Below are 17,115 nucleotides of genomic sequence, written 5' to 3' on the forward strand. Positions count from 1 at the left end.
GACACCAATGTCCAGGCGAGGCGTCGCAATTCGGCTGCTCCGGAGGGAAAAATGCGCAAGGCAATTCTGGTGGTAAGCGCGGCGGCCGCTCTCGCATGCTCGGGCGCCGCATCGGCGCAGTCGCTCCCCCAGCCCGTTCAGGCGGCGATCGACGAGTCCAAGAAAGACTGCGGAGGGCCTGCCAAGCTTGAAAAGGGCTTCGTCAGCATCAAGGACATCAACGGCGATCAGGTTCCGGATTACATTCTTGATTACGCTCATTTGAAATGTGTCGGCATGCCTTCATCCTTTTGCGGTTCGGCTGGATGCGAGACGCAGATTTTCGTGGCCAAACCCAACAAAAGTTACAAATCCATCTTTGACGACTATGTGCAGGGCATAGGCTTTGTCGAGATCGCAGGGCGACCGGCGATCAAGCTTGCCCTGCATGGAAGTAGCTGCGGCCGCGCCGGGTCCGACACCTGCTATTCGACCCTGTACTGGAACGGCAGGGATTTCAAACCGGAGCAAGGAAAAAGCGATCAGCCTGCCACGGAAAAAGCGACGGCCGCGGGCGGTGACCTGGACGTCCAAATTCTGGAAGAGGGCGGAGACGGTCAGGTGGCAAACTGCTCGAGCAACATGGTTGCCGGACTAAAAGCCAACGGGGACGGCTTTCTCGCAATAAGGTCCGGGCCTGGCAGCCAGTACCGCCAGCTTGGCGAACTTCACAATGGCGATATGGTCATCGCCTTCCAGCAGCGCGGACAGTGGGCCGGTGTCGTCTACGGGAGCGAGACCCCCAATGTGAGATGCCATTCAACGAAAACGCACCCCCTGCCCTATAAGAACAAGGGCTGGGTCAACGCGAATTGGCTCAAACTCGTTGCCAACTGACCGGGCGTTGTGTTGGCATTCGTTCGCATCTGCCAAACATTGGGCGGCGCAAATATGGGCACAGGATGGTTCGCATTTACTGTATCCTGAAGCGTACGCGACAGTGCCGTATCGCTCTGAGGTAATTGCCTCTTTTGTTTTTGAAAATGTCGGGTCACCAATCCACTTCGTCGACACATTTTGACGACCAGTCGTTGTGGACGATGAATGGTCGGTTCTTCGGCAAAGGCCCCAGGCAAGCGCCGGAACTCGATCAGCCCGCCCCTCCCAACCGACGCCTGAATATACCGCAACTTGTCCCCGCCAGAGTGAGTACCTTCACGCTCTGCTGCGACTCATTGACATGGCGGGGCTCGCCCATTATGTTACATGTAACAATCACATTGGAGTTTGATCATGGCAAGCTCGGTCAACGAACGAGTTCAAAAGCGCCGTGAGACGTTGCGCGCCGCTGGGCTGCGTCCTGTGCAAATATGGGTTCCCGATACTCGTCGCCCTGGTTTTGCCGCCGAATGCCATCGTCAGTCCGTTCAGGTAGCCCTTGCCGATGCCGCCGATCCCAGTCTGCAAGACTTCCTTGACGCCGCTCTCGATGACCTGGACGACGAGGGTGAAGCGTGAGGCGCGGTGACATTGTGACCGTCGCAATCAGCGGTGATTTCGGCAAGCCGCGTCCAGCACTAATCATCCAGGCCGATCAGTTTGATGCAACTGGAACGATCACTGTCCTGCTGATCTCCAGCACACTGGTCGACGCGCCGCTCATTCGACCAACCATTCAGCCGACAGTGCAAAGCGGATTGCGAAAAGCCTCGCAAGTGATGGTGGACAAAGCCATGTCCGTGAAACGGGATAGAATTGGCACAACGATCGGTCGCCTGGAAGATGATGCGCTCCTGGCGGTCACAAGATCGCTCGCCGTTTTTTTAGGTGTTGCTTAAAGATGAACCCATCCGGGGTGCTGGTAGCCCGGCATAACTGCATCCGCGTCCCCGTGTACCACGCCGGAAAGTGCCTACCGGCGCTCGGATAGCTCCATCTGGCGGAGATCGTGGCCATCGAAGTACAGAAGATCGAAGGCGTAGAAAATCGCCTCCCCCGAACTCCGTTTACCGCCGCGACCGCCCAGCGCCTGCTGAAGGGCACGGAAGTCTGACCGTCTTACCTCATCAAGAACAACCGCCTCGCGATCGAGGATGGCGTTCCCACCGATCTCACCTGCTGCCGCGGCAATCGATGGAAAGCGATGTGTCCAATCATGGCACCACGCGTAAGGATGCGAACACGCTGCGGCTCGATATGGACGGCCAAGCGGGATCCGTCCCATTTGATCTCATAGACCCAATCGGCACCCTTCGGCGGCTTCGAGCAGTGCAAGGCATGGCTCGACCCGTTCCGGCATTGGGTCAAATGGAAAGCGTGGCTGGCCCTGCCGCTTCTCGCGCAGCGGACTAACCCCTATTCCTTCCGTTATCCAAGATTAAAGTTTGTGTTTAATAGCCTGGCTGAGGCGCTTTGCGCCCTCAACAAGAGTGGTGGGGTGGCCTGCGAAAGTTAGCCGCAGGAAAGAGCCTTCTGGGTCCGCAGGAAACCATGGGCGACCAGCGCCAACGATAACGTCGTTCCGGGCCAGGTCTGCAGCGAGTGCGACATCGCAGACGTGATCCGGCAAGCGTAGCCAAAGGTGCATGCCTCCGGTCGGGACCTGGAACGTCACGCAATCCCCAACTTCCTCGCGCAGCACCCCGACGAGGACATCGCGCCGCTCGATTAGGGCAGCGCGGACGGCCTTGAGATGAGGCTTCCATCTTGGCGCGGAGACAACGGCCAAAGCCGCCGCTTGCAAGGGACCGGAAACAAAAAAGTCTTGACTCGCGCGAGCCACCTTCAGCCGTGCCAGGGCAGCTCCCCTTGCGATAACGGCTGCGACCCTCAAACCGGGTGCAGCCGATTTGGCAAGGGACCTAATATAAACAACGTGTCCATGGCGATCAGCCGTCGCAAGCGGAGCCGGTGCGTTGCCTGCCAGATCGAGATCGCGCGCCCAGTCGTCCTCGATGATGAAGGCGCCCGCCTGCCTTTGCAGCAATGTCGAGGACAGCAGCTCGCCGCTCATTCGACATGACGACGCCCGAAGGATTGGAGAAGGTTGGTTGGCTGTAAAAGACCCGGGCCCCCGTCTGTTCGAAGGCGTCCTCCAGCAGTTCCGGTCGCACTCCGTTTTCGTCAATGGCTACGGGAATGACTTCAAGACCCGCCGCCCGGGCAGCCGACATAGCGCCAGTATAGGTCGGCGTCTCCACAAGAATGGGACGTCCAGGCGGCACAAGTGCCCGTAGCGTCGCAGTGATCGCCGCCTGTCCGCCGTTGCATATGATGACATCGTGGGGTGAGAACACGGCGCCGTTTCCGATCTCGCGCGCGAACCACGCCCGCAATGACTGAAGACCCTCGATCGGCAGTCTATCCCAAAGATCGACACGACCTGCGGCTCGACGGAGCGCGTGTGCCAAAAGGCCAGACGCCTGTAGATCAGGCGGCAGGTAGCCCATGCTCAAGATCAAGCCGTCGGCTGGTGGAAGCGTCAATGAAGTTTCCAAAAAACCACCGTCTCCCCGCGCAGCTCCAAGCGCGACAGATTGCCAAGATAGGTCGACAACCTCGGCGGGACTTGCGGGCCCCTCGCGAACGAAGGTTCCTTTGCCCGGGCGAGCCTCGATCAGGAGCCACCTCACTTCAACGGGAATCCGGGCCGCGCCTCCGTTGCGATGGCACGCGGTTCGAGTTTTTTGAGGATGCGATATCGGCCGGTCGCCTGGAGTTGCTGCACCATATCGTCCTCACTTAAAGCAGCTGACCGTTGGCGCTTGGCAGGCAATGAAGCAGCTGCCTTCGCGGAAGGTGTCTCACTTGAAACAAACAAATCGAACTGCTGCGTCACTCAGTCCCCGACGTTATCTTAGAACGAACTCTCCAGACTGCTGTCCGGCAAATCGGTTAGGCCATCTCCTCCAAAAAATCAGGAGAAAAAGCACAGGATAACGGCGATGTAGCTGATCTGACATGCGTCACAGCCCGACCGTAACGCCTCTCACACAATGATGCATGTTGGTCTACTCAGTGAGTCCAAGACAGGATCGCCGGTCCAGTCTTCATGTCTATGGCGTATTCGGATCACGAAAATTGCTCCGTTTTCCTCGATCTTGTAGACAATAGGATGGGCCTCGAACGGATGAATTCTAACGGTGGCGAAATCTCTTCCAGCTCACGTGCCATTCGCGGGTTGGCGGCAATGAGGTCAAGCACAGCGAACAAGTCATCATGATATCGCCTCGCCTGTGTGGATCCGAACATGCTTACACCTTGTTCGGCGATCGCAATGATGTCCTCTTCCGCCTCAACTGAAAGGCTAAAATTAAAATGCATTATCTGCTGCCGCGCATAGTATCCACACGCGCGACTGCCGCAACAAAGAAGGCGCCGAGCTTCGCACTTGACCGCAGGAGGCAATATCAATGACAGGCCGAGGGTTGGAATTCGCGTGATTTGATCGACAACGAGAAGCGTTTGCCAAAAACGCCTCCAGTCCCGATCAAGGTGTGGGTTCGATGACTTTATGCTGAGATGGAGTCATCTCTAGGGATTTCCCTGTATCGCCGCCGAGATCGCCTGGCAAATTACTGAACTCCGTCTCTCGCCCGCAGGTCGCATGGCGTCGAAGCGCTCGGCGATTGAACGATTTGAGCAAATTTTGCAGGTCGTCGACGAAGGTGAAGATGACCGGGATAATGATGAGGCTGAGCAGCGTTGATATCATCACGCCTCCGATCACCACAATGGCCATCGGCTGCCGGAAGCTGGAATCCCCACCCGACAGGCTGAGCGCGGCCGGCAGCATGCCCGAGGCCATGGCTATGGTGGTCATGACGATCGGCCGCGCCCGCTTGTGGCAGGCATCGACGAGCGCATCGAACCGGGACATGCCTCGGCGACGTGACATGATCGCATATTCGATGAGAAGGATGGAGTTCTTCGTCACAACGCCCATCAGCATGAGAAGGCCGATGACGGCAGGCATCGAGAAACTGGTGCCCGTCACCACCAGCGGCACCAGCGCGCCGCCGAGCGAGAGCGGCAGGGCCATCAGAAGCGTGAGCGGCTGCAGGAAATCGTGGAACAGCAGGACGAGCACCGCATAGATGCAGAACACACCGATCGCCATCGCAAGCGCGAAGCTCTGGAACAGCTCGGAGCTGCGCTGCAACTCGCCCTGTTCCACCAGCGTAACGCCTGGCGGCAGATGCTGGAGAGCCGGCAGCGCCTTCGCCTCGCGGTTGACATCGCCCAGAATGCGGCCGTTGAGTTCGACGGAAACGGTGACATTGCGCATGCGGTCGATACGGTCGATCTCCGAAGGGCTGCCGCCGATGCGGACATCGGCAATCGATCCGAGATCGACATTGCCATTGGTGCCGGCCACCCGCATGGTCTTGATATCATCCAGACTGGTGCGCGTTTCCGGCGAGAAGCGGACGACGATCGGGATCTGGCGTTGCGGCAGGTTGAGCTTCGGCAGGTCGGAGGAATATTCCCCATTTGTCGCCACGCGCACGGCGCTGGCGATCGCATTCGACGTTACCCCGAGCGCTGCGGCGCGCGCAAAGTCGGGCGTGATCTGAATTTCCGGCGCCTGCCTTGCGGCCGTTGATGTCACCGCACCGATGCCATGCAGCGTGCGCAACTGCTCCTCGAGCGCCGTGCTTGCGCTATCGAGCGCACTGGCATCGTCGCTGGCCAGAGTGAACTCGAGCTTGGTACCGTTGCCGATACCGACCGCCACACGCACTCCGGGGAGGACGGAGAGCGCCTGCCGGATATCGTTTTCGATCTCCGACTGCTTGCGGTCGCGCTCATCAATCGGCGTCAGCGTGGCGACGATCGCGGCAGACCCGACACTGCTCCTGGCGACCGTCGCACCACCGCCCGAGGATCCCGAGCCGATAGCCGCAAACACATGTGTCACGTCGGGAATCTCACTGAGAATATCTGCGGCCTTCCTGGTTGCGGCGTCGGTTTGCTCGACAGTGGCGCCGGGCTGCAGGGTGAGCGTGATCTGCGTCCGCGAGTCGTCAGCGGCTGGCAGGTATCCCGTTCTTAAGAGGGGGATAACGGAAAGCGAAACCGCAACGACGACGGCAGTCACGGCCACTGTTGTCTTCCGGTGATCGAGGGCAGCCTTCGCGAGCGCCATATAGGCGCGCATGATTCGGCCATCCTTCTGCTCCGACGGATGAGCCTTCATGAAATAGGCTGCCATCATGGGGGTAAGCAGACGCGCAACGACAAGCGAGGCAACGACGGCAACAGCGGCGGTGATGCCGAACTGACGGAACAGGAGGCCCGGTATGCCGCTCATGAATGCCGTCGGCAGGAAGACGGCGACCAGCGTGAAGGTGGTGGCGATGACGGCCAGCCCGATCTCGTTGGCCGCCTCCATCGCGGCATCGATCGGCCGCTTGCCCATCTGCAGGTGGCGGGCAATGTTTTCAATCTCGACGATGGCGTCGTCGACGAGAATACCTACCACAAGCGACAGCGCCAGCAAGGTGACGACGTTCAGACTGAAGCCCGCCAGGTACATGACCAGGAAGGTCGGTATGACCGACAAGGGCAGTGCCACAGCCGACAGGATCGTCGCGCGCCAGTCCCGAAGGAAGAGCCAGACAACCACGATCGCCAGGATCGCACCCTCATACAGTATGTGCATCGCGCCGTCATAATTGCCGAGAATTGACCCGATCAGGCTGTAGACTGCATGGATCTGCACATTGGGATGCGACGCTGCGAAATTTTTCATTGCCGTGTTAACGTCAGCCGAAACGCTGCTGTCGGAAAACCCGTTCGAACGCTTGATTTCGACGGCGATCACCGGCTTGCCGTCGAGATAGGCCATCGAGGTGCGCTCCGCGAAGCTGTCCTTGACCGAGGCGATGTCGTCGAGTCGGGCCTGCTGCCCGTTAGCGAGCGGTATAGTGAGCTCCCTCAGGGCCTCGACCGACTCTACGGCGCCGAGCGTGCGCAATGTCTGACGCGTGCCGCCGACTTCGCCAAGGCCGCCAGACTTGTCGGCTTGCACGGCCTTCAACTGCGCTGATACGGTCGCGGCGGTGACGCCGAACGACGCCATCGTCGAAGGATCGAGATCGACATGGACCTCGCGATCGATCCCGCCGATGCGGTTGACCTGGCCGACGCCCGGGACCGATAGCAGTGCCTTGGTCAGATCGTTATCGACAAACCAGGAGAGTTCGGTCTCGTTGAGAGCGGTCGAGCGGACGGCATAGGTGACAAGTGCGGAGCTTTGGACGGTGGCCTTCGTAATGATCGGCGTCGCCATCTGTGCCGGCAGATCGGCCTTGACGCTATCGACGGCATTGCGGACCTCATTGAGGGCCGTTTCGCTGTCTTTCTCCAGCTTGAAGGATACCTTGGTCGAGACGGTGCCGTCGGTGATCGTCGTGAGAATATGATCGAGATGGCTCAAGGAGGTGAGGCTATCCTCGATGGTGCGGGCAACCTCCGTCTCGAGCTGCGTCGGCGCAGCGCCGTCGAGCGTGGCGGTGACACTGATGGTCGGCAGGTCCATATCCGGAAAGTACTGAACCGCCAGCTGTTTGAATGCCCAAAGCCCACCAAATCCAAACATCACAAACAGCAATATCGCTGGTATGGGATTGCGGATCGAGAAGGCGGAGAAATTCATCAGTTCTTCTCCGCAATCTTCACGAGGTCATTGTCCGACAGAAAGGCACCGCCTGACGTCACGACCTTCGACGACCGATCGATGCCGAAGACGATCTCGACTTCACCATTGTTGCGGCGGCCGGTTTCGACGCGGACCCGTCGCACCCGCTTGTCCTCGCCGGCGGTGAAGACGTAGCTGATGCCATCCCGGAACACGATTGCGGTCTCGGGGACGGTGAGCGCCGGTGTGGTCTGCAACTCGATGCTGCCCGTGACGTAGAGGCCGGTCCGCGGACGAATGTCGGCGGGAAGCGCGACATAGACGATCGCCCGGCTGGTGTCGGTGCTGACCGAGGGTCCGACAAGCCGCACCTTGCCGGCAATGACGTGACCTTCCGGCCCGTTGATCCTAACGCTCAAGCCTTCCGAAATGCGCGGCAGATAACGCGCCGATACTTCGGCCTGCCATTCGACACGCTGCTGGCGCACCATGCGGAACAGCTCGGTGCCGGTGGAGACGACGGCGCCGAGATCGGCCGAACGCGAGGTTATGAGGCCATCGTCGGCGGCGGTGATAGTCGTCTGCGCAAGCTTGATCTTTTCACTGTCGAGCGCGGCTTCCTCGGATGTCAGGCTTGCCGTCGCCGTCTGCTCGTCGGCCAGATATCCAGTGATTTTCTCGTCGGCGAGGGCCCCCGAAGTGCTGAGCTGGCGTGCACGATCCGCATTCGCCTTGGCCTTTGTCAGATTTGCCTTGGCAGTCACGACAGCCGCCTCCTGCTTGCGAAGGTCCGCCAGCACGCTCTCCTGCGAAAGCCGGGCCAGCGTCTGCCCCTTCGTGACCACGGACCCGACATCCGCCAGGACGTCGGTGATGCGCAGGCCACTCGTTTCGGACGCGATGATTGCTTCCTGCCAGGGCTTCAACCAGCCGCTCGCGGGAACGGTCTCCGGCCAGTCCCGTATTGCCGGCGCCGTCAGAGAAACCGTCAGAGCGGGTGCGGCCGCCTGTTCAGCCATGCTATTGGCGCAGGGAAACTGGAGTGCTGCACAGACAAGAACGGCAGCGAGTAGAAGACACGGTTTTCTCAAATGGCAATTCCTCGCAGTTCACGGGTGTCCGCGCTCAACCGTGGCGTCAAAAATGTCGGCTGTTGTGGTGCAAAGTTGAAATGCCTGACGGTCTCGAAGGTGACAAAACTCAACTGTTCAAAACATCTTGGCGACACCAGTGATGTCGGGCTATTCCGCCGTCCAAAGCAGCAGTTTTTTGTCGGCGACTCCGTCAGAGATCGCCAATCAGCTGCTGGATTGAGCCAGGATTGGGCGCACTCGCCAACTATAACAAGACCACCTACGGCCGGGGAGAGGCTAGCGTTTTGAGGACACTGGCATCCGATTGGACCAGGGAAACACAGAGTCAACGTTGTCTTCGAGGCGGTGAATACCGCTAAATCGCCTCTTAAGGTTCGCGTGGGACAATAGAGCCTGTTGCGCCGACGTTTGCTGCGTCTGGTCATCCTATTGCGTATGCTGCTTCCTCGACAGCCCGGCCTACACGCATGCGGATGGCCTCGGAAATCACCTCCCCGTGGGCGAAGTCATTACGGGTGGCATAGATTGCGGTCGGCATCGCAAGCGCTTCAAAGAACCCGAACAGAGGGCGCAACTGATGCTCGACGACAAGCGAATGACGCTCGCCTCCGCCCGTCGCAGCGATGATGATAGGCTTGCCCCTCAGCGATGTTGGATCGAGCAAATCGAAATAGTGCTTGAATAGGCCGGTGTAACTGCCCTTGTAGGTGGGTGAGCCTACAACCAGGACGTCTGCCTCCAGCATTTGGTCTACGACCCCGCGTGCTTGAGCGCTGAGGTCGTCTAGCCGTTTGGCCGCCAATAGTGAAGGTCCAAGGTCATCGACATCGAAGGACTGCGCCACCGCTCGCGTTTTGATTGCCAATTGCCCGACGATATGGTCGACGAATGTGCGCGTCGTGGACGGTCGTGTTATGTTCCCCGAGAAGCCAAATATCTTCGTTTGCGGCATGTCGATCTCCAAATGCTCAGCAGTTATAAGTCATCTAAACTCTGTCATTCGTCCCTTACGGAAACGATGACCTATTCGACGGTGACTGATTTCGCCAGATTGCGCGGCTGATCGACGTCCGTGCCCGCAAACACGGCCGTATGATAGGCGAGTAGTTGGACCGGCAGCGAGAAGATCATCGGCGCAATGATCTCGTCCACATTTGGAAGAACGATTGTTTGCATCGTGTCGAGCTTCAAGGCGCGAGCGCCCTTCTCATCCGTGATCAAGATGATCCGTCCGCCGCGGGCCGCAACCTCCTGCATGTTGGAAGCGGTCTTATCGAAAAAGCGGTCGTGTGGTGCGATCACGATAACCGGCATGTTCTCATCGATGAGAGCAATTGGACCGTGTTTCAGTTCGCCGGCAGCATACCCTTGCGCGTGAATATAGGAAATCTCCTTTAGTTTCAGGGCGCCTTCCATGGCCAAAGGGAAGCTGGTTCCGCGGCCAAGATAGAGCACGGCGCGGCACTTTGCCAATTCACGCGACAGAAGTTCGATCCTGGGTTGGATGCTGTTGAGCACCTGCCCAATGACGCGCGGCATCTCGGCAAGCCGGGCGACCAGTGTCTGTTCCTCCTTCTCCGTAAGGGTGCCACGCGCCCTGCCGGCAGCAACCGCGAGCGCAGCCAATACGGCGAGTTGGCATGTAAAGGCCTTCGTAGACGCAACGCCGATCTCCGGTCCGGCGAGGATCGGGAACACAGTGTCGGACTCTCGTGCTATCGTCGATTCGGGCGTGTTGACGACTGCACCGGTCTTCAAGCCGTGCTCCTTGCAATAGCGTAGGCAAGCAAGTGTATCGGCCGTCTCGCCCGACTGTGAGATGAAGAGAGCTGCCACCTGTGGCGAGAACGGGATTTCGCGGTACCGAAATTCGGAGGCGACATCAATTTCGACCGGCAGACGTGCGTAGTGCTCGAACCAGTATTTGCCGATTAGTCCGGCCAAGTACGCAGTGCCGCAGGCGGAGATCGCCAAGCTTTGCACGTTGGTGAAGACGGTGTCGCGCCAAGCCGCGACCACCTGATTGTCGCTGAAGTTGATGTAATGGCCAAGGGTATCGGAGATGGCCTCCGGCTGGTCGTAAATCTCCTTCTCCATGAAATGGCGATAGTTGCCCTTGTCGATCATATGGGCCGTCACCACCGAGATCTGCCGCGGTCGGGTGGTGACCTTTCCGTCGATATCGAAGATACGGACGCCAGTCTTGTCGATGACCGCCCAATCGCCGTCGATCAGGTAGGTGATCTCGTTAGTGAAGGGCGCCAGCGCAATCGCGTCCGATCCGAGAAACATCTCGCCGCTTCCGTGACCGATCGCGAGCGGCGGGCCATTCCGGGCAGCCATGATGGTCGAAGGGTCCTCCTCGAAGAGCAGAGCCAGCGAGTAAGCGCCTCGGACGCGCTTCAGCATCGCATGCATAGCTTCGCGCCGGGCCATGCCGTCCCGGCGAAGTCTTGCCACGAGATGCGCGATGACCTCCGTGTCGGTGTCGGTTTGGAACTCGGTGCCGGCCGCGGTCAGCTCATCCTTCAATTCGGCGAAATTCTCGATTATCCCATTGTGGACGACTGCGATGCCGTCGCTAAAATGTGGGTGGGCATTGCGTTCCGTCGGCGCGCCATGGGTTGCCCAGCGCGTATGGCCAATGCCGATTGTGCCCGCCAGGGGCAGTTCTTTCAGCTTTGCTTCAAGGTTGAGGAGCTTGCCCTCACAGCGCCGGCGATGGAGCGCTCCACCGTCGATCGTCGCGACGCCTGCCGAATCGTAGCCACGATATTCAAGCCGTTTCAATGCGTCTATCAACCGGTCCGAAACCGGATGATGGCCGACAATACCCACAATCCCGCACATACATTCTCCGCGTTTTCGCATATCGGCCACAACGCACTCACCTAGTCCGTCAGTCTGGAGTGAGCGAAGCTGCTTCACTCCTTGATCGCCATGACGGCTATCATTCCGTCAGAACTCCGTGGCAAAACCGTCGTGCTGTCGCGCTAAGCCAAATTCAGCGCGTTCTAACGGCACTCGACTTATTGGAAAAATCGATTCTTTGGATCGCACCCATTTACGTCATGGATTATCGCCGCATCGGTTTTCACGCTGGGACGACGGGTGCCGCCTCGGACATAAACCGGCCGGTTTCCCAAGGCAGAGGTAACGTCCGTCATGATGCGCTCAGCAGCCATCATTGGTGCCAGGTATCTACGGAAACCTTGAAAGCGGGACGGTAGGTCCGCTCACACAGCCTTTTAGAAGTCACCTTCGAGCGTTCTTGTGGGAAAGCCTCCCTGGCAATAAATATCGTCTCGACCGCTCATCAAACTCGCACAAAGGATGACTTTTCGTGTCAATTTACTGTTGGAAGTTTATACGGGTTATCGCATTTGCACCTGCTGCTGCGATCATGCTGGCCGCGCATAGCATATCGGCGCAGGAATCGTTCACCACGGTGCAATGGCCAAACACGCCAACGGCACGGATTGAGGCGCTTGCGATTCTCCAGACCTTGAATGCAACTCTCCTGAGTAATGCTAGTGCCACTTTGACGCTCGACCGGTGGTGTGCCGGACACAATCTCGCACCGCAAGGTTCTAAGATCGTTGCACAGCGGGTACGCGGGAGAGACAAGCCCGTCAATAGCCGCATCCGAGAACTTCTGGCGGTCGGCCCCGACGAGCCCATCGCCTACCGACATGTCCGCCTCGTTTGCGGCAATCGCGTCCTTTCTGAGGCTGACAATTGGTATGTTCCGGCAAGGCTGACAATGGACATGAATAAAGCGTTGAATACGAGCGACGTTGCCTTTGGCAGAGCCGTCCAATCTCTTAAATTCACCCGCACAAATCTATCTTCCAATTTGCTGTGGTCCCCTCTTCCAGAAGGATGGGACGTGGAAAAGGAACTACCGACACCCGCAACGGGATCTCTTATACTACCGCCCTTTCTTCTCGAACATCATGCAGTGCTGAAGCTTCAGGACGGCACTCCGTTCAGTGCGCTGGTCGAAAGCTATACGAGCAATGTATTGGACTTCCCGCCTCCACCTCTGCTTACCCACTAAGTGCCCATTGGCGCTGCGACCAAAAGCGCAGCGCCCGGGATGGTATTTTCGATCGCGACCGTAAGACAGCGTCGCCGTTGCCGAAGCTCGTCGGGTGCGTTTGTACCCGGCGAGCTTGCAGCTGTCGGTATTATTCGGTGTTGTCGATGGCGATCCGCTTGACGTTGGCTCGCTCCTTCTCGGTCTTCGGCAGCGTCACCGTAAGAAGGCCGTTCTTGAACGTTGCGGCGACCTTACTCTCATCAAGCTGGCGACCCAAAGCCAGTCGCCGTTCGAAGCGTCCGTAATAACGCTCGCTGAACCCGCGATCCTTGTCCTCGGTATCGGACTTGTTTTCACCACGAAGCGTAAGCACGCCGTCTTTCAGCAGCAACTCGATATCCTCTGGATCGATGCCCGGAATTTCCGCTATCACTCGGATTTCGTCGTCATTCTCCTTGATCTCTACGTGCGGCCACTCGGCGCCAATCGGCGATGTGCCACCAAACAACGATGGCGGACCGAAACTGCGGAAGACTTCGTCGAACAGACGGTTGACATTGCGGTGAAGCGACAGGAACGGGTCTATGTCGTCGCCACGATAGACGTTCGGAACCTGGCTGTTGCCACGGCTCCATGGGATCAGGTCACGTACACTCATGACTATCATCCTTTCTTCGGTTTTTTTCTCCTGTCGTGCGATGACGTCCTTGGCGGTTCGGGAACAGCCGAGGAGTAAGCAGGTGCGCATCACGCTAGGCTTTGGCGCCCTCAATCTGCTTTGAAGCGGCTTTGGCAGTCTCGGCTTGGATGGCAATCCGACGCGACTTCATCTCCACAGGTGTTTCCTTCTTGAGATTGATGAGGAGTAGCCCGTTTTCGAGCTTTGCTCCTTCGACGATCACGTGATCAGCCAGCTCAAATCTGCGCACAAACGACCTTACGGGAAGGCCTTGATGCAGATACAGTGCTTCGTCGTCCTCGGACTTCGCGCCGTTCACCACGAGCATTTTTGCCTCGTGGGTGATCGTCAGTTCGCTTTCGGCAAAACCTGCCACCGCGATCGCGATGCGATACGTGTCTTCGCCGAGTTTTAGGATGTTGAAAGGCGGCCACTTGTCGGCGTTAACGCTGGCATTTTCGAGAAGATCGAATATGCGGTCGAAGCCGATGCTGGACCTATAGAAAGGGGTAAGATCGAGGTTTGTTCTCATAGCTACATCCTCCACGGAGCAACATAGATACGAGGAACGCCAAGAAGCTCGGCGCCCCTGACGTAGTCGACTCTTTTTGGCGTCGACGACAGATGAAATGGGTAGCTAGCGAGGTAGGGTCAAGAGGGCGCGCAAGACTTTTCGAGCGGGAGTGACTCAAACAATCACTATAAGTTCATACGGTTAGAAATCTAGACGTTCGAGAGCTTTGGAATCTCACCATCGTGTTAAAACCGCAAAAATCAAAACCGAGATAGGTTGGCGCGATGCCAAATGGATTACAGTTCGCGCGTCATTTTCATTCCGATGCCGCGCGTAGAAACTCATAAGAACCTCTTTGTCCATGCGCAGAAGGTCGTCACGTTCGATCTCTCGAACGATGGTAATCTGAAGTGAAATTCCTTTCGAACGCTCGGGAGAAGATGCCGTAGGGCGTCGAATCTCGCCAATATGGTCAAGGTTAAGCTCGGCCCCAAGGCGCAACGCGGTTATGATGCCCGCGTGTGGTAACACTCGGTCCACCCAAGGAGAACGGATGTCGCCACGGCGATAACTGCAGGTGTCTTGGCGCTTCGCCGTCAGAGGGCGCCCAGAGCAGCGATCATCTTCATAATGGCGTCCATTTGGACAGCACCCTTGATCGCATAGTTGCTGCCTGTAAAGCCCCACCAGTCCCAACAACCCCGGGGATTATACGGCCTCCGGAGTGACTTATTGACTTGCGGATACAGCACTATGATACCGTTGGTATCCGCCCAGTTATTCAGATAGAGCTTGGTATACCAATCGTCCCCAATCGATTGCTGCGATTGGCGGCAGCCATGGATGGAAACATGCAGTTTGCAGTTGGCCCTAGGCTTGCCGCAGCTGTCGGGGATAAAGACATGCCCCACATCCGCCATGCTCGACACCGGGTTGGCGGCCCCGTAGAGTTTCTGGTCGAACGCCCTCAACTTCCCAGTTGGTTTGGCGGCCGGCTGGTTAAGCTTGCCATAGATGAACTGCAAAATCGCGCCAGCCTGGTCGTAATTGTTGTCGTTGGCAGTATTTGGGGGATCGTTCACACATTCGTTGATGTACGGCGTTGCGTTGGTCGGGCACAAATTCCCGAAGACCTTCGAAACAAACGAGTGACCGGCAGGGTAATTGCTGACATAGGCGAGGTTTGAATCGGGAACTCGGGCCAATTTGAAAAACTGGACGCTAGCATCGACGGCACTTTGCTTGACGATCGTATCGGCCGTACCGCTGAAAATGTAAATCTTCTTTGATCCAAGGTTGGAAAGCGGGTCGATGGCGCCGATCCGCGAAGACGTTTCCGCCGCAGCGAACAACATCGCAGGATTTGGAGGAACGCGCGGCACTTGGCCCATGCAGATTCCCGTATAGGTGAGATTGCCCATAGCGCAAAAATAAGGTCCACCAGCGACAATGCCGGCTCCCATGAAACTTGATGAATACGCGACCTGCAACTGCGAGGCCATGAACGCTCCCGATGATAGGCCCGACACCGAGATCGCGTTGCGATCGATCTTCAGTTTTGGCAGCGCTTGGGTTTGTGCCACCCCGGTCAGCAGCAGCAGGCTGAAACTTGCGGTGACAATTCGTTTAACCAGGCTACAAAACCTGGTTTTCTTCCAATCCGGAAAAATCTTTGCGCTCATACCCTCATACCCCTTTGCGGGAATAGCTTTGGTCGCGCCCTTAAATTTGCGACCAGATTGTCAGAGGAGGCTTTTCGTGCCGCATGCGGTTCACTGCCCCTGCCGAAAGCCACAGATTCGATTGCAATTGTTGCCGCGCTGCTAAACATAGAAGATGCCCAACCTCGGATCGAATGTCGTGGTGCATTCCTCCACGACTGATTTCGTACAAATTTCATGCCACCAAAAACGGCATATCATCAAAATGTCGGGGCATGGCTCCTCGCCCGTGCGCCGCGTCGACGTATTCCGACAAAATCGTATGTCGCTCGCTTTTGGAGACGTGACGAATTGATTGGTTCGTTGACAGCCTGATCGGGGAGCCCTCAGCGATCATTGTGAGTGTGCTTTAACTGTGATGGAACTCCCGAGAATATGGTAAAGCTGGCATTTCTTTCGAAGTATGCCGGTCTGAACCGGAGAACCAAGGCGCCCAAAGGGCGTGGCTTGGTAGTGAATGGTGCTCGCCGCGGGTTTCTTTTATGAGCAAAAGGCGATGTTGAGCTGAAAATGCCGCCGCCGGGCTTGCATTTGTCGCATTTTGACGGTGTTTGTCGCTCCCATGATTCTGATCGGGTGTCAAAGCGGAGGCAAAATGGGCGTGCGGCAGCGGCTGGGGTTGAAGTTCAAGGATGAGATCGCGTTCCTGAAGGGCTGGAAGCGCGACCGCACAGCGGTAGGCGCCATAACGCCCACTTCCGTTGCGACGGCAAAGAAGATGGCAAGCGTTATCGATCCTTTCTCCAGCCTTCCTGTCCTTGAACTGGGTCCGGCAACCGGCGTAATCACAAAACAGATCCTGGCGCGCGGCGTTGGGCCCAAGGAGCTCTTGTCCATCGAGTATTCGCCCGAGTTCTGTCGGCATCTTCAGCAGGAGTTTCCCGAGGTCGACGTTCGATGTGGAGACGCCTTTGCGCTGGATCTCGTTCTGGGCGCTCAGCGAGGTGCAAAGTTCGACTGCGTCATCTCCGCTGTGCCCCTCCTTCATTTGCCGCCTTCAAAGCGATTGTCGCTGATCCTCGATCTTCTCGAACGGATTCCGACAGGGCGGCCCGTCGTCCAAATCACCTATGGATTGCTCTCTCCAGTCGTCGCGCTTCCCGCCGGATACGAGGTCCGTCATCTGGCTTTCATGATGCGCAACATTCCGCCGGCACAACTTTGGACCTACCGAAAGACGAGATGACCTCGGCCATCTCATAAACATTGATCGAAAAGTTTTGATCGCTGGGCTGATGACGAACGCGACCGATGTGGAAAGCGCTTGGGCGGCTTTCCAGACGCGCGCTGCCCTTCGTTCGACCAGCGCCCAGAGCGGGCCGAACGATCGAAGATCGAGGCCTCGCGGCGGCCAAGAAATGTCCGTCTCTATCTCATCGCGGACAATCGCTCCGGCAGTCACACCGCGCCGGCGGTTTGCTCAATGTCATCACGTTGATCGTGA

At 57.8% G+C, this 17,115-nt stretch carries 15 protein-coding genes and 2 pseudogenes; 5 read left to right on the top strand and 12 right to left on the bottom strand.

Annotated elements, in window-relative coordinates; genetic code table 11:
* Nucleotides 1-51: 51 nt before the first annotated feature.
* The 3 genes from RTCIAT899_RS21945 to RTCIAT899_RS21955 all read left to right on the top strand — a co-directional run bounded on the left by RTCIAT899_RS21945 (nt 52) and on the right by RTCIAT899_RS21955 (nt 1,817).
* A complete protein-coding gene (locus tag RTCIAT899_RS21945) occupies nt 52-876 on the top strand; it encodes an SH3 domain-containing protein (protein WP_240535448.1) in 825 nt (274 codons plus the stop codon).
* A gap of 396 nt (nt 877-1,272) precedes the next feature.
* A complete protein-coding gene (locus tag RTCIAT899_RS21950) occupies nt 1,273-1,497 on the top strand; it encodes an antitoxin MazE family protein (RefSeq protein WP_004119731.1) in 225 nt (74 codons plus the stop codon).
* Nucleotides 1,494-1,817, top strand: a complete 324-nt coding sequence (locus tag RTCIAT899_RS21955) for a type II toxin-antitoxin system PemK/MazF family toxin (protein ID WP_004119734.1) — start codon at nt 1,494-1,496, stop codon at nt 1,815-1,817. The genes RTCIAT899_RS21950 and RTCIAT899_RS21955 overlap by 4 nt, the downstream gene beginning before the upstream one ends.
* Before the next feature lie 77 nt (nt 1,818-1,894).
* On the opposite strand, the pseudogene RTCIAT899_RS31725 reads toward RTCIAT899_RS21955, so the two are convergent.
* The 9 genes and pseudogenes from RTCIAT899_RS31725 to glmS form a co-directional block, all read right to left on the bottom strand.
* A pseudogene (locus RTCIAT899_RS31725) lies at nt 1,895-2,278 on the bottom strand (ATP-dependent DNA ligase); the annotation flags it as partial.
* 78 nt (nt 2,279-2,356) lie between these two features.
* A complete protein-coding gene (locus RTCIAT899_RS34655; RefSeq protein WP_376766902.1) occupies nt 2,357-2,965 on the bottom strand; it encodes an aminotransferase class I/II-fold pyridoxal phosphate-dependent enzyme in 609 nt (202 codons plus the stop codon).
* Entirely contained in the window at nt 2,868-3,464 is a 597-nt protein-coding gene (locus tag RTCIAT899_RS34250; RefSeq protein WP_092576572.1) for an aminotransferase class I/II-fold pyridoxal phosphate-dependent enzyme, read from the bottom strand. The genes RTCIAT899_RS34655 and RTCIAT899_RS34250 overlap by 98 nt, the downstream gene beginning before the upstream one ends.
* A gap of 143 nt (nt 3,465-3,607) precedes the next feature.
* On the bottom strand, nt 3,608-3,817 hold the full coding sequence (locus tag RTCIAT899_RS33280) for a hypothetical protein (protein WP_135488292.1): 210 nt from the start codon (nt 3,815-3,817) through the stop codon (nt 3,608-3,610).
* Nucleotides 3,818-3,967: 150 nt separating this feature from the next.
* Nucleotides 3,968-4,302, bottom strand: a pseudogene (locus RTCIAT899_RS21970) (type II toxin-antitoxin system RelE/ParE family toxin).
* A 166-nt stretch (nt 4,303-4,468) separates the two neighbouring features.
* On the bottom strand, nt 4,469-7,639 hold the full coding sequence (locus RTCIAT899_RS21975; protein ID WP_004119743.1) for an efflux RND transporter permease subunit: 3,171 nt from the start codon (nt 7,637-7,639) through the stop codon (nt 4,469-4,471).
* A complete protein-coding gene (locus tag RTCIAT899_RS21980; RefSeq protein WP_004119747.1) occupies nt 7,639-8,712 on the bottom strand; it encodes an efflux RND transporter periplasmic adaptor subunit in 1,074 nt (357 codons plus the stop codon). Before RTCIAT899_RS21980 ends, RTCIAT899_RS21975 begins: the two co-directional genes overlap by 1 nt.
* Before the next feature lie 424 nt (nt 8,713-9,136).
* Nucleotides 9,137-9,667 carry an FMN reductase gene (gene msuE / locus RTCIAT899_RS21985; RefSeq protein ID WP_004119752.1) on the bottom strand — a complete coding sequence of 177 codons (531 nt, stop codon included), beginning with the start codon at nt 9,665-9,667 and terminating at the stop codon, nt 9,137-9,139.
* A 71-nt stretch (nt 9,668-9,738) separates the two neighbouring features.
* A complete protein-coding gene (gene glmS / locus RTCIAT899_RS21990) occupies nt 9,739-11,565 on the bottom strand; it encodes a glutamine--fructose-6-phosphate transaminase (isomerizing) (protein WP_004119766.1) in 1,827 nt (608 codons plus the stop codon).
* A gap of 493 nt (nt 11,566-12,058) precedes the next feature.
* On the opposite strand from glmS, the gene RTCIAT899_RS21995 reads away from it, so the two are divergent.
* Nucleotides 12,059-12,775, top strand: a complete 717-nt coding sequence (locus tag RTCIAT899_RS21995) for a hypothetical protein (protein ID WP_004119769.1) — start codon at nt 12,059-12,061, stop codon at nt 12,773-12,775.
* 130 nt (nt 12,776-12,905) lie between these two features.
* Here the strand turns inward: RTCIAT899_RS21995 and RTCIAT899_RS22000 are convergent, their stop codons facing one another.
* The 3 genes from RTCIAT899_RS22000 to RTCIAT899_RS22010 all read right to left on the bottom strand — a co-directional run bounded on the left by RTCIAT899_RS22000 (nt 12,906) and on the right by RTCIAT899_RS22010 (nt 15,632).
* Nucleotides 12,906-13,415 (bottom strand): Hsp20/alpha crystallin family protein, encoded by a 510-nt coding sequence (locus RTCIAT899_RS22000; protein ID WP_004119772.1) that lies wholly within the window; start codon nt 13,413-13,415, stop codon nt 12,906-12,908.
* Between the two features lie 94 nt (nt 13,416-13,509).
* Nucleotides 13,510-13,968, bottom strand: coding sequence for an Hsp20 family protein (locus tag RTCIAT899_RS22005; protein ID WP_004119775.1), 459 nt, complete (start codon nt 13,966-13,968; stop codon nt 13,510-13,512).
* A gap of 578 nt (nt 13,969-14,546) precedes the next feature.
* A complete protein-coding gene (locus tag RTCIAT899_RS22010) occupies nt 14,547-15,632 on the bottom strand; it encodes an extracellular catalytic domain type 2 short-chain-length polyhydroxyalkanoate depolymerase (RefSeq protein WP_004119777.1) in 1,086 nt (361 codons plus the stop codon).
* Between the two features lie 634 nt (nt 15,633-16,266).
* Between RTCIAT899_RS22010 and pmtA the strand changes: the two genes are divergently transcribed.
* On the top strand, nt 16,267-16,857 hold the full coding sequence (gene pmtA / locus RTCIAT899_RS22015; protein ID WP_004119780.1) for a phospholipid N-methyltransferase PmtA: 591 nt from the start codon (nt 16,267-16,269) through the stop codon (nt 16,855-16,857).
* The last annotated feature ends 258 nt before the right edge of the window (nt 16,858-17,115 follow it).

Source organism: Rhizobium tropici CIAT 899 (genome assembly GCF_000330885.1).
GTDB lineage: Bacteria > Pseudomonadota > Alphaproteobacteria > Rhizobiales > Rhizobiaceae > Rhizobium > Rhizobium tropici.

Coding starts and splice junctions, on each gene's coding strand:
- RTCIAT899_RS21945 (WP_240535448.1), top strand. CDS start 52: ATGCGCAAGGCAATTCTGGTGGTAAGCGCGGCGGCCGCTCTCGCATGC.
- RTCIAT899_RS21950 (WP_004119731.1), top strand. CDS start 1,273: ATGGCAAGCTCGGTCAACGAACGAGTTCAAAAGCGCCGTGAGACGTTG.
- RTCIAT899_RS21975 (WP_004119743.1), bottom strand. CDS start 7,639: ATGAATTTCTCCGCCTTCTCGATCCGCAATCCCATACCAGCGATATTG.
- msuE (WP_004119752.1), bottom strand. CDS start 9,667: ATGCCGCAAACGAAGATATTTGGCTTCTCGGGGAACATAACACGACCG.
- glmS (WP_004119766.1), bottom strand. CDS start 11,565: ATGTGCGGGATTGTGGGTATTGTCGGCCATCATCCGGTTTCGGACCGG.
- RTCIAT899_RS22000 (WP_004119772.1), bottom strand. CDS start 13,415: ATGAGTGTACGTGACCTGATCCCATGGAGCCGTGGCAACAGCCAGGTT.
- RTCIAT899_RS22005 (WP_004119775.1), bottom strand. CDS start 13,968: ATGAGAACAAACCTCGATCTTACCCCTTTCTATAGGTCCAGCATCGGC.
- RTCIAT899_RS22010 (WP_004119777.1), bottom strand. CDS start 15,632: ATGAGCGCAAAGATTTTTCCGGATTGGAAGAAAACCAGGTTTTGTAGC.
- pmtA (WP_004119780.1), top strand. CDS start 16,267: ATGGGCGTGCGGCAGCGGCTGGGGTTGAAGTTCAAGGATGAGATCGCG.